At 68.8% G+C, this 11,367-nt stretch carries 12 protein-coding genes; 11 read left to right on the forward strand and 1 reads right to left on the reverse strand.

Annotation, left to right across the window (positions count from 1 at the left end; all coding sequences use genetic code 11):
- Window positions 1–287: 287 nt before the first annotated feature.
- The 9 genes from uvrC (at window position 288) to SREC43747_RS0109865 (ending at window position 9,337) form a co-directional block, all read left to right on the forward strand.
- The gene (gene uvrC, locus SREC43747_RS0109825; protein WP_029721041.1) at window positions 288–2,333 is read left to right on the forward strand and encodes an excinuclease ABC subunit UvrC; all 2,046 of its coding nucleotides are present in this window, start codon (window positions 288–290) and stop codon (window positions 2,331–2,333) included.
- Window positions 2,326–3,204: an RNase adapter RapZ gene (gene rapZ / locus SREC43747_RS0109830; RefSeq protein ID WP_029721042.1), complete on the forward strand. Its 879-nt coding sequence runs from the start codon at window positions 2,326–2,328 to the stop codon at window positions 3,202–3,204. The genes uvrC and rapZ overlap by 8 nt, the downstream gene beginning before the upstream one ends.
- Window positions 3,205–3,206: 2 nt before the next feature.
- Window positions 3,207–4,184, forward strand: coding sequence for a gluconeogenesis factor YvcK family protein (locus SREC43747_RS0109835; protein WP_152528376.1), 978 nt, complete (start codon window positions 3,207–3,209; stop codon window positions 4,182–4,184).
- Complete coding sequence (gene whiA / locus SREC43747_RS0109840; RefSeq protein WP_029721044.1) at window positions 4,175–5,161, forward strand: DNA-binding protein WhiA; 987 nt, start codon at window positions 4,175–4,177, stop codon at window positions 5,159–5,161. Before SREC43747_RS0109835 ends, whiA begins: the two co-directional genes overlap by 10 nt.
- A 283-nt stretch (window positions 5,162–5,444) precedes the next feature.
- On the forward strand, window positions 5,445–6,455 hold the full coding sequence (gene gap / locus SREC43747_RS0109845) for a type I glyceraldehyde-3-phosphate dehydrogenase (RefSeq protein ID WP_029721045.1): 1,011 nt from the start codon (window positions 5,445–5,447) through the stop codon (window positions 6,453–6,455).
- A gap of 82 nt (window positions 6,456–6,537) precedes the next feature.
- Window positions 6,538–7,740, forward strand: a complete 1,203-nt coding sequence (locus SREC43747_RS0109850; RefSeq protein ID WP_201768664.1) for a phosphoglycerate kinase — start codon at window positions 6,538–6,540, stop codon at window positions 7,738–7,740.
- On the forward strand, window positions 7,740–8,525 hold the full coding sequence (tpiA, locus tag SREC43747_RS0109855) for a triose-phosphate isomerase (protein ID WP_029721047.1): 786 nt from the start codon (window positions 7,740–7,742) through the stop codon (window positions 8,523–8,525). Before SREC43747_RS0109850 ends, tpiA begins: the two co-directional genes overlap by 1 nt.
- Window positions 8,526–8,713: 188 nt before the next feature.
- Window positions 8,714–8,947: a preprotein translocase subunit SecG gene (gene secG / locus SREC43747_RS0109860; RefSeq protein WP_029721048.1), complete on the forward strand. Its 234-nt coding sequence runs from the start codon at window positions 8,714–8,716 to the stop codon at window positions 8,945–8,947.
- Between the two features lie 45 nt (window positions 8,948–8,992).
- The gene (locus SREC43747_RS0109865) at window positions 8,993–9,337 is read left to right on the forward strand and encodes an RNA polymerase-binding protein RbpA (RefSeq protein WP_029721049.1); all 345 of its coding nucleotides are present in this window, start codon (window positions 8,993–8,995) and stop codon (window positions 9,335–9,337) included.
- A gap of 30 nt (window positions 9,338–9,367) precedes the next feature.
- Here SREC43747_RS0109865 and SREC43747_RS0109870 read toward each other — a convergent pair whose 3' ends face one another.
- Window positions 9,368–9,838, reverse strand: a complete 471-nt coding sequence (locus tag SREC43747_RS0109870; protein WP_029721050.1) for a MarR family winged helix-turn-helix transcriptional regulator — start codon at window positions 9,836–9,838, stop codon at window positions 9,368–9,370.
- 26 nt (window positions 9,839–9,864) lie between these two features.
- Here SREC43747_RS0109870 and SREC43747_RS0109875 point away from each other — a divergent pair, with 26 nt between their 5' ends.
- Window positions 9,865–10,674: an alpha/beta fold hydrolase gene (locus SREC43747_RS0109875; RefSeq protein ID WP_029721051.1), complete on the forward strand. Its 810-nt coding sequence runs from the start codon at window positions 9,865–9,867 to the stop codon at window positions 10,672–10,674.
- 140 nt (window positions 10,675–10,814) lie between these two features.
- Window positions 10,815–11,288 (forward strand): ribonuclease E activity regulator RraA, encoded by a 474-nt coding sequence (rraA, locus tag SREC43747_RS0109880; RefSeq protein ID WP_029721052.1) that lies wholly within the window; start codon window positions 10,815–10,817, stop codon window positions 11,286–11,288.
- Window positions 11,289–11,367: the final 79 nt, after the last annotated feature.

An 11,367-nucleotide genomic window follows, 5' to 3' on the forward strand; every position in this document is an offset into this window, starting at 1 on the left:
CGTCCAGTGGGGACGGGCCGCGGCGCGCCAGTCCCGCTCCGGCTGCGGAGCGAGGCGCCGCGCTGTCTCGGCGCGGCGGTCCGGTCGCCTGCTGAGCGCGTTCCGGCCCGAGCGGTTCCGCTCCGCCAGCTCCTCAACGCTCCTGCTCGCCCCGTTCGAGCGCCATCGCGCCCGGAGCGCCGGAATCCGATGGCGGAGAGTGCTCGGACCAGCACCGGTGGTGATGTTGCGCCCGGCTTCTCCCACACCATGACCGGCACGCGGGTTTGCGCACGTAGGGTGGAAACGTGGCCGATCCGTCCACCTACCGACCTGCGCCCGGCACCATCCCGGACGAGCCGGGCGTGTACCGCTTCTACGACGACGCCGGCCGGGTGATCTACGTCGGCAAGGCGAAGAGCCTGCGCAGCAGGCTCTCGTCGTACTTCGCCGACCTGGCCACCCTGCATCCGCGCACCCGGCAGATGGTCACCACCGCCGCCGGCGTCAAGTGGACCGTCGTCAGCACCGAGGTCGAGGCGCTGCAGCTGGAGTACTCCTGGATCAAGGAGTTCGACCCCAAGTTCAACGTCCGGTACCGCGACGACAAGTCCTACCCGGTGCTCGCGGTCACCTTGCACGAGGAGTTCCCGCGGCTGCACGTCTACCGGGGGCCGCGGCGCAAGGGGGTCCGGTACTTCGGGCCGTACGTGCACGCGTGGGCCATCCGGGAGACGCTCGACCTGCTGCTGCGGGTCTTCCCCGCGCGGACCTGCTCCAACGGGGTCTTCAAGCGCCATTCCCAGATCGGCCGGCCCTGCCTGCTCGGCTACATCGGCAAGTGCTCCGCCCCGTGCGTGGGGCGGGTCAGCGCCGAAGAGCACCGCCAGATCGTCGAGGACTTCTGCGAATTCCTGGCCGGGCGCACCGACCAGCTGGTGCGCCGGTTGGAGAAGAAGATGTGGCAGGCCTCCGAGGACCTCGACTTCGAGCGGGCCGCGCGGTTGCGGGACGACCTGGAAGCCCTGCGCCGAGCGATGGAGAAGCAGGCGGTGGTCTTCGGCGACGGCACCGACGCCGACGTGATCGCCTTCGCCGACGACGAGCTGGTGGCCGCGGTGCAGATCTTCCACGTGCGCGGCGGCCGGGTTCGCGGTCAGCGCGGCTGGGTCATCGACAAGGTCGAGGAGACCAGCATCGCGGCCTTGACCGCCCAGTTCCTCACCCAGTTCTACGGCGAGCAGTCGGCGCTGGCCGACCAGGCCGACGCCGGTGGCGGCACCCCGGTGCCCCGCGAGGTGCTGGTCCCCGAGCTTCCGGAGGACGCCGAGGCCATCGCCGACTGGCTCAGCGAGCTGCGCGGCAGCCGGGTGCGGTTGCGGGTGCCGCAGCGCGGGGACAAGCGCGCGCTCCTGGAAACCGTGGAGCGCAATGCGAAGGAAGGGCTGCAGCAGCACAAGCTGCGGCGGGCCGGGGACCTGACCGCGCGGTCGGCGGCGCTGCAAGAGCTGCAGGAGGCGTTGTCACTGGACAGCGCGCCGCTGCGGATCGAATGCGTGGACGTCAGCCACATCCAGGGCAGTGACGTGGTGGCTTCGCTGGTGGTGTTCGAGGACGGTGTTCCGCGCAAGCAGGAGTACCGGCGGTTCGCCATCCGGGACGGGGCCGAAGGCGGCGATGTCGGCTCGATCGCGGAAGTGGTCCGCCGCCGGTTCAACCGCTACCTCGCCGAAACCGGCAAGTCCTCGGGGGGTGCGCCGTCGGAGTCCGCTGCGGGGCAGGAGGAGGCCGCCGCGGGGCCGTCGCTGATCGATCCGGAGACCGGGCGGCCCAAGAAGTTCGCGTACCCGCCCAACCTGCTGCTCGTCGACGGCGGTGCGGCGCAGGCCAACGCGGCCGCGGACGCGCTGACCGAGCTCGGCATCACCGATGTCGCGGTGGCCGGACTGGCCAAGCGCTTGGAAGAGGTCTGGCTGCCCGCCGATCCGGACCCGGTGATCCTGCCGCGCACGAGCGAGGCGCTCTACCTGCTGCAGCGGGTCCGCGACGAGGCGCACCGCTTCGCCATCTCCTACCACCGGTCCAAGCGCTCCAAGCGCATGAAGAGCTCCACATTGGATGCCATTCCGGGGCTGGGGCAAGCTCGGCGGAAAGCGCTGCTCAAGCACTTCGGATCGGTGCGGAAGCTGCGCCAGGCGAGTGTGGAGGAAATAGCTGAAGTCCCGGGCTTCGGGCGCCGGCTGGCCGAGACCGTGCACTCGGCGCTGTCGGCAGAAGGGGGAACCGGACGGGGCCCGGAGGAGAACCGGGAACGTTCCGGTGTCGATATCGCTGAAGGGGAGAGCAGTGAGTGAAGAACATGCCGGTATCGAGGTCGCGGTGGTCAGCGGCCTTTCCGGTGCGGGACGCAGTACGGCGGCCAAGTGCCTGGAGGACCTGGGCTGGTTCGTGGTGGACAACCTGCCCCCGGAGTTGATCGCCACGATGGTGGACCTGGGCGCCCGCTCCAGCGGCGCGGTCACCCGGGTGGCCGTGGTGATGGACGTGCGCAGCCGGGCTTTCACCGAAGACCTCGGCGCGGTCATCAAGGACCTGGACGCGCGCGGGTACAAGCCGAAGGTGCTTTTCCTGGAAGCCACCGACGAAGTGCTGATCCGCCGTTTCGAGCAGGTGCGGCGCGGCCATCCGCTGCAGGGGGACGGCCGGCTCGCCGACGGCATAGCCGCGGAACGCTCCTTGCTGTCCAAGCTCCGCTCCGAGGCCGACCTCGTCTTGGACACCACGGGCCTGTCGGTGCACCAGCTGCGGGCGAAGATCGAAGACGCGTTCGGGACCGAGGCCACCACCCGCACCAAGGTCACCGTGCTGTCCTTCGGCTACAAGTACGGGCTGCCGATGGACGCCGACCTGGTGATGGACTGCCGCTTCCTGCCTAACCCGTTCTGGATCCCCGAATTGCGTGAATTCAACGGGCTGGACGAGGAAGTGCGCAATTATGTGCTCGGTCAAGAAGGGGCTGAGGAGTTCCTCCAGAGCTACCAGCAGTTGCTGCGGCTGGTGGGCGCCGGTTATCACCGCGAGGGCAAGCGCTACCTGACGCTGGCGCTGGGCTGCACCGGTGGCAAGCACCGGAGCGTGGCGCTCGCCGAGGAGCTGGCCCGGCGGCTGGCCGAGGACGACGGGATGACGGTCAAGACGGTGCATCGGGACCTGGGGCGCGAGTGAGCATTGAAGATGGCGCAGGCCCGCTTCGGGCGGTGGCCCTGGGCGGCGGGCACGGTCTGCAGGCCACTTTGGCCGCGTTGCGCAGGATCACCACGGACGTGACCGCGGTGGTCACCGTGGCCGACGACGGCGGTTCGTCGGGGCGGTTGCGCCGGGAGCTCGGCATGCTGCCACCCGGTGACCTGCGCAAGGCGCTGGCGGCGTTGGCCGGTGAGGACGATTCGGAGCGGCTGTGGGCCACGTTGTTCGAACACCGCTTCGGCGGCAACGGCGCGCTGGCCGGTCACGCGGTCGGGAACCTGGTGCTCGCCGGCCTGCTGGACATCCTGCAGGACCCGGTGGAGGTGCTGGACCACGCTTGCCGGCTGTTGGGGGTGCGGGGCCGCGTGCTGCCGATGTCCACCCTGCCGCTGGACATGGAAGCCGACGTGGTCGGGTTGGACTCCGACCCGGACGCGGTGCGGACCATTCGGGGGCAGGTGGCCATCGCAACCACGCCCGGTCGGGTGAAACAAGTGCGGTTGTACGCCACCGGATCGGAGCAGCCGATCGCGTGCCCGGAAGCGGTCCAGGCGGTGTTGGACGCCGATCTGGTGTTGCTCGGCCCGGGCTCGTGGTTCACCAGTGTGCTGCCTCATCTGCTGGTTCCGGAGTTGCACGAGGCACTGGTCAACACCAAGGCCAGCCGAGTGGTGATCCTCAACCTCGTCCCTCAACCAGGTGAGACCGCGGGTTTCTCACCCGAGCAGCATTTGGACGTACTCTCGCAGCACGCGCCGCGGCTGCGGGTCGATGCGGTGCTGGCCGATGTCGACTCCGTGCCCACTCCGGACCGTCTCCGCTCGGCTGCGGAGGGGTTGGGTGCGCGGACCGTGCTCGACAAGGTGGCTTCTCCGCAGGCGCCGGGGCGGCACGAACCGCAGGCACTGGCGGCGAGCCTGAAGGCCGCGTTGGAGAGGAGGACAGACCGGTGGCGATGACCGCAGCGGTCAAGGACGAGTTGAGCAGGTTGCCGGTGGCCAAGACCTGCTGTCGACGTGCTGAAGTGTCCTCTTTGCTGCGCTTCGCGGGCGGACTCCACATCGTCGCCGGACGTGTCGTGGTCGAGGCCGAAGTGGACAGCGGTTCCACGGCGCGTCGGCTGCGCAAGGAAATCCACGACTTGTACGGGCACCGCTCCGACGTCCACGTGATCACCTCCGGCGGGCTGCGCAAGGGCACCCGGTACGTGGTCCGGGTCGTCAAGGACGGCGAGGCGCTGGCCCGGCAGACCGGTCTGCTGGACTCCCGCGGCCGCCCGGTCCGGGGGCTGCCGGCGCACGTGGTCTCCGGCGGCGCCTGCGACTCCGAGGCCGCGTGGCGCGGGGCGTTCCTGGCGCACGGATCGCTGACCGAACCGGGGCGTTCCTCGTCGCTCGAGGTCACCTGCCCCGGACCGGAGGCGGCGCTGGCCCTGGTCGGCGCTGCCCGGCGGATCGGCATCCAGGCCAAGTCCCGGGAAGTCCGCGGAGCCGACCGGGTGGTGGTGCGCGACGGTGACGCCATCGGGGCGCTGCTGACCCGCCTCGGGGCGCACTCCAGCGTGCTGACCTGGGAGGAGCGCCGGGTGCGCCGGGAAGTGCGGGCCACCGCCAACCGGCTGGCCAACTTCGACGACGCGAACCTGCGCCGTTCGGCTCGGGCCGCGGTGGCCGCTGCGGCCCGCGTGGAGCGGGCGTTGGAACTGCTCGGTTCCTCCGCTCCCGAGCACTTGATGAACGCCGGCAAGCTGCGGTTGACCTACCGGCAGGCCTCGCTGGAGGAGCTCGGTCGGCTGGCGGACCCGCCGATGACCAAGGACGCGGTGGCCGGGCGGATCCGGCGGTTGCTGGCGATGGCGGACAAGAAGGCGCGGGAGCTGGGGGTGCCGAACACCGAGTCCGCGGTGACGCCGGAGCTGCTGGAAGCAGAGCTCTAGCCGCTGTTCCGCGGGGTCGCCGAGCGGGAACGGTGCAGAGAGATTGATCACTCCGGGCCGTTCCCCACCACCCCCGCAGGTGATGATGTTCTCCCTGGTCAATGCGCCTTTTCCGGGGCGGACCGGAGACCCCGCGAGCCACATTGGCCCGTGCTGCAACGCGGGGTGAAACCTGCAACGCCCGCCCAAGCGGAACTTCCGCGCAGGCAGATAGGGTGAAAGTGGAGTCCATCAACCTCACCCGCCGCTTCGCCGGTCGGGTCAGTCACGAGGAGAGATCGGCGTGACCGTTCGCGTAGGTATCAACGGCTTCGGTCGGATCGGGCGGAACTTCTGGCGGGCGGCTACCGCCAGCAATCACGACATCGAGATCGTGGCCGCCAACGACCTGGGCGATGTCGCGACCATGGCCCACCTGCTCAAGTACGACAGCGTTCTGGGCCCGCTCGCGGAAGAAGTGAAGGTCACCGGCGAAGGCATCGAGGTGGGCGGCAAGCTCATCAAGATCCTCGCCGAGCGGGACCCGGGCAACCTGCCGTGGGGCGACCTCGGGGTGGACGTCGTGGTGGAGTCCACCGGTTTCTTCACCAAGGCCGAAGACGCCCGCAAGCACGTCGACCAGGGCGGCGCCAAGAAGGTCATCATCTCCGCCCCGGCGAAGGGCGAGGACCTGACCGTGGTGCTCGGGGTCAACGACGACAAGTTCGACGGTTCCCAGACCATCCTGTCCAACGCCTCCTGCACCACCAACTGCCTCGCTCCGATGGCGAAGGTGCTGCACGACAACTTCGGCATCGAGCAGGGTCTGATGACCACCGTCCACGCCTACACGCAGGACCAGAACCTGCAGGACGGGCCGCACAAGGACCTGCGCCGGGCACGGGCCGCTGCCGTCAACGTGGTGCCCACCAGCACCGGTGCGGCCAAGGCGATCGGTCTGGTGCTCCCCGAGCTGAACGGCAAGCTCGACGGTTACGCGATGCGCGTCCCGGTGCCGACCGGTTCGGTGACCGACTTGACCGCGACCATCTCCAAGAGCGCCACCGCGGAAGAGGTCAACGAGGCCTTCAAGGCCGCCGCGGCGGAGGGCAAGCTGAAGGGCATCCTGCGCTACAGCGAGGACCCGATCGTTTCCAGCGACATCGTCACCGACCCGCACTCGACGATCTTCGACGCGCCGCTGACCAAGGTCATCGGAAACCAGGTCAAGATCGTCGGCTGGTACGACAACGAGTGGGGTTACTCCAACCGGCTGGCCGACCTGGTCGCGCTGGTGGGCAAGAAGCTGTCCTGATCAAGTCCTCGGTGTACCGGAAGGCCCGCACGAGCACGATCGGGTGCCCGTGCGGGCTTTCGGCGGAAAAATGGAGCAGACCGTGAAGAATCTCGACGATCTGCTGTCCGAGGGCGTTCGGGGGCGGCGTGTGCTCGTGCGCGCCGACCTCAACGTGCCGCTGGACGGCGAGCGGATCACTGACGACGGTCGGGTGCGGGCTTCGCTGCCGACCTTGCGCAAGCTCACCGAGGCCGGTGCCCGGGTCGTGGTCACCGCCCACCTGGGGCGCCCGAAGGGAACACCGGACCCCCAGTTCTCCTTGGCCCCGGTGGCGCGCCGGCTGTCCGAGCTGCTCGGTGCCGAAGTCGCGTTCGCCACCGACCTCGTCGGGGAATCGGCGAAGTCCGTGGTGGCCGGGCTGTCCGACGGGGCGGTGGCCCTGCTGGAGAACGTCCGGTTCGACGCGCGGGAGACCAGCAAGGACGAGCAGGAGCGCGGTGCGCTGGCCGACGAGCTGGCGGCGCTGGTCGGGCCGGACGCGGCGTTCGTGTCCGACGGCTTCGGGGTGGTGCACCGCAAGCAGGCCTCCGTCTACGACGTGGCCAAGCGGTTGCCGGCCTACGCCGGTGGCCTGGTCCTGTCCGAGGTGGAGGTGCTGCGCACCCTCACCGGAGACCCGAAGCGCCCCTACGCCGTGGTGCTCGGCGGTTCGAAGGTCTCCGACAAGCTGGGGGTCATCCAGGCGCTGCTGCCCAAGGTGGACAAGCTGCTGATCGGCGGTGGCATGGCCTACACGTTCCTGGCGGCCCAGGGCCACGACGTGGGCAAGTCCCTGCTGCAGGAGGACCAGCTGGACAACACCCGCCAGCTGCTCGCCGAGCACGGGGACAAGCTGGTGCTGCCGGTCGACGTGGTGGTCGCGGACCGGTTCGCCGCGGACGCGCAGAAGCGGACCGTCGGGGTCGACGAGATCCCGGCGGACTGGATGGGGCTGGACATCGGTCCGCGCAGCGTCGAGCTGTTCTCCGGCATCCTCGCCGAAGCGCGCACCGTGTTCTGGAACGGCCCGGCCGGTGTGTTCGAGTTCGAGGCGTTCGCCGACGGCACCCGCGGGATCGCGCAGGCCATTGTGGACTCCGACGCGTTCAGCGTGGTCGGCGGCGGTGACTCGGCCGCGGCGGTGCGCACCCTCGGTTTGCCCGAGGCGGGCTTCTCGCACATCTCCACCGGCGGTGGTGCTTCGCTGGAGTTCCTGGAGGGCAAGCAGCTGCCCGGGGTTGCCGTGCTGGAGGGTGAGGGCTGATGGCCAGGAAGCCGTTGATCGCCGGCAACTGGAAGATGAACCTCAACCACCTGGAGGCGATCGCCCTGGTGCAGAAGGTCGCCTTCGCGTTGCCGGAGAAGTACTTCGACAAGGTCGAGGTGGCGGTGCTGCCCCCGTTCACCGACATCCGCAGCGTGCAGACGCTGGTGGACGGGGACAAGCTGCTGTTGAAGTACGGCGCCCAGGACATCTCGGCGCACGACTCCGGGGCGTACACCGGTGAGGTCTCCGGCCCGATGCTGGCCAAGCTCGGCTGCACCTACGTCGTCGTCGGGCACTCCGAGCGCCGCGAGTACCACGCCGAGACCGACGAGCTCGTCAACCGCAAGGTGCGGGCAGCTCTCAAGCACGAGCTGAGCCCGATCCTCTGCGTGGGCGAGCAGTTGGAGGTCCGGGAAGCCGGCAACCACGTGGACCACTGCACCGCTCAGCTCATCGCCGGTCTCAAGGGGCTGAAGGCCGAGCAGGTGCGGCAGGTCGTGGTGGCGTACGAGCCGGTGTGGGCCATCGGCACCGGCAAGGTGGCCACCGCTGCCGACGCCCAGGAGGTGTGCGCAGCTCTCCGCGCGGCGCTGGCGGACAAGTACGGCCAGGAGATCGCCGATGAGGTGCGGGTGCTCTACGGCGGGTCGGTGAAGTCCAGCAACATCGGTGAACTGATCGCCCAGTCGGACATCGACGGCGCGCTGGTCGGCGGTGCCAGCCTCAACGGCGATGAGTTCGCTAAGCTGAGCGCGATTGCCGCTGGCGGGCCGCTCCCTTGAGATGCGTCTCGCACGGCCGCCGGATCGATCGGTCCGGCGGCCGTCGCTTGTTCCTGGTCCACTCCCCGCCCGGTAGCCTCTGGTCCGGAGTGTGAGACCGTGAGTGACGGCAATGGGTGGGTGGATGTCCACACACTGCCAGCAGCCCGGTACTCTAAGTTGCGAACCGCTGTGCGAACGAGGACGCCATGATTGTTTTCCTGCAGGCCATGCTGATCATCACGAGCGTGCTGCTGGTGCTGCTGGTGCTGCTGCACCGGGCCAAGGGCGGCGGGCTTTCCTCGCTATTCGGTGGCGGTATGCAGTCCAGTCTGGCCGGCTCCAGCGTGGCGGAGAAGAACCTCGACCGCTTGACGCTGTTCGTGATGGCGCTGTGGGTCATCGCGATCGTCGGAGTCGGCCTGCTGATCAAACTCGGTTGACCGGATCAGTGCCTGATTACCCGGGCCGCTTGGTGGTGAGGAACGATGACTGGCGGGAACGCCATTCGCGGTACCCGTGTGGGGGCAGGCCCCGTGGTGAACGAGTCGGAGCGGGGGCAGTCGGCACCGCGTCAGCGGGTGGACTACTGGTGCGCGAACGGCCACCACATCCGTCCGTGGTTCGCGCTGGACGCTGAGATCCCCGCGGAGTGGGATTGTCCGCGCTGCGGTTTTCCCGCCGGTCGGGATCCGGAGAATCCACCTGCGCCGCCGCGGAACGAGCCGTACAAGACCCACCTGGCCTACGTGCAGGAGCGGCGCACCGATGAGGAGGGCATGGCGCTGGTGGAGGAGGCGCTGCGCAAACTCCGCGAGCGGCGCGGTTACTGAGCTGCGCTGGTGCCGGGGAGGGCTGCCCGGCTAGTCGAGTTCGATGTCCTCGAGCGCGGCGAGCATGGTGCGCAGCACCCGGAGGGTGGCTTCGACGTCGGTGTCGGTGATGTCGCTGGCTATCCGCCCCAGCAGTTGCTGTTCTCGCTGTTCAACGGCGGTGAACGTGGCGTGCCCGGTCGCTGTGAGGCCGATCAGGGGCGAGCGGCGGTGCGCCGGGTTGGGGAGGAGCTCCACGAATTCCTGTTGCCGGGCTTGGTTGACCGTTCGTTGCACGAATTGCCGGCTCAGGCCGAGCGAGCGGGCGATTTGCGGCACCGTTGCGGCTCGTCCGGTTCTGTCGAGGTACTCCAGCAGGGCGCGCACTGCCACGGGAATCCCCTTCTGGGAGGGGTGCTGCTCGATCGCGCGGACTGCGCGCCGGTAGAGCGGGCCGACGACGGAGTACACCTCGGCCAGGCGGGGGCCCAGCTCTTCCGGAGGCAGAGGTTTGCCAGCCATGTTGTCATTATGACACCCTAGTTGTCATGGTGTCGGTCAAAGTCGCCTCGGTTCCGGTCTCCGACGGGCAGTTGTACGCCGAAATAGCTGGTTCTGGCGAACCGGTGGTCCTGCTGCACTCCGGGTTGACCTCTTCAGCGCTCTGGGACGAGCAGTTCACCGAACTCGCCTCCGATTACACCGTCGTCCGCTTCGACGCTCGTTCGCACGGTCGTTCCAGCACGGCGAGGAGCGATTACCAACCGGAAGAAGACCTGCTCGCGGTTCTCGACCACTTCGGACTCCAGCGGGCTTCGTTGATCGGCAACTCGATGGGCGGAGCCACCGCGGCAGCGTTCGCGCTGGCGCATCCCGATCGGACGAACAAACTGGTGCTGGCGGGCCCGGGCATCCCGCCGATGGAGTTCCAGGACCCGTTCGTGCAGCAACTGCACCGGCAGCAGGAGGAAGCGCGGAAGCGGCTGGACCCCGTGGCCTACGTCGAGGCCTTCCTGCGCTACGCCGTGGACGGGAAGTACCGGAGCCCGGAAGACACCGATCCGCAGGTGCGGGCCCGGTGCCGGGAGGTGGCCATGGCCACGGTCGAGGCGCACCACACCGCAACGGGCGTTCCGGTGGAGCGGAACGTCGCCGCCAACTTGGAGGAGATCAACGCGCCCGCGCTGTTCGTCCTGGGATCCTTGGAATTGCCGGACATCCGGCGGGTTTCGGCCGAAGCCGCCAGGCGGATGCCCCGCGCCGCGCTGGCGTCCATCCCGAACTGCGGGCACATGGTGCACATGGAGGAACCGGCCCAGTTCAACAAGTTCGTGCGGGACTTCCTGGGCTCTGCCTGAACCCCGTCACCCCTCCGGTGCAGAACGCGGCCCGGCGTGGTGGAGCGGGCGCGGCTGCTGTGTGATTCGTCGCGGCGCCGTCGCCACGTTGATTACCGGCCAGTACGCTCGCTGCTTACGACGGGCTAGCTGGAGGAACTATGACTTTGTCAACGGCTGACTTGGCGGACCGGGAAGGCCCGGAGGTCCGCAGCTGCGATGTCCAGTTCCGCAATCTCGGTGGACGGGTCGCGTTTTCCGGTCGGATCCGCACGGTGACCTGCTTCCAGGACAACGCCCTGCTGAAGAAGGTGCTCTCCGAACCCGGTGACGGCCAGGTCCTGGTGATCGACGGCCAGGGATCGCTGCACACCGCGCTGATCGGTGACGTGATCGCTGAGATCGGGCGTTCCAACGGCTGGAGCGGAGTCGTGGTGAACGGTGCGGTGCGCGATTCGGCCGTGCTCGCCGAAATGGACTTCGGTGTCAAAGCGCTGGGCACGAACCCGCGCAAGAGCACCAAGACCGGTGAGGGCGAAGTGGACAAGGTCGTCGAGATCGGCGGGGTCCAGTTCGTCCCCGGGGAAACCGTGGTCTGCGACCACGACGGCGTCGTAGTCGTCAAAGAGCTCTGACCCGAGTTCCTGACGACGATCGCTCCGGTCGCGCGGAGCGGATCCACCGGCCCGTCACCCGGAGGTGATCGCAACCCCG

The organism is Saccharopolyspora rectivirgula DSM 43747, assembly GCF_000497205.1.
GTDB classification, from domain to species: domain Bacteria; phylum Actinomycetota; class Actinomycetes; order Mycobacteriales; family Pseudonocardiaceae; genus Saccharopolyspora; species Saccharopolyspora rectivirgula.

What these genes read in the sequence shown, in the direction of transcription:
- SREC43747_RS0109865 (WP_029721049.1), top strand. Translation starts at nt 8,993, where the DNA reads ATGACTGGCGGGAACGCCATTCGCGGTACCCGTGTGGGGGCAGGCCCC.
- rraA (WP_029721052.1), top strand. Translation starts at nt 10,815, where the DNA reads ATGACTTTGTCAACGGCTGACTTGGCGGACCGGGAAGGCCCGGAGGTC.
- tpiA (WP_029721047.1), top strand. Translation starts at nt 7,740, where the DNA reads ATGGCCAGGAAGCCGTTGATCGCCGGCAACTGGAAGATGAACCTCAAC.
- SREC43747_RS0109870 (WP_029721050.1), bottom strand. Translation starts at nt 9,838, where the DNA reads ATGGCTGGCAAACCTCTGCCTCCGGAAGAGCTGGGCCCCCGCCTGGCC.
- secG (WP_029721048.1), top strand. Translation starts at nt 8,714, where the DNA reads ATGATTGTTTTCCTGCAGGCCATGCTGATCATCACGAGCGTGCTGCTG.
- SREC43747_RS0109875 (WP_029721051.1), top strand. Translation starts at nt 9,865, where the DNA reads ATGGTGTCGGTCAAAGTCGCCTCGGTTCCGGTCTCCGACGGGCAGTTG.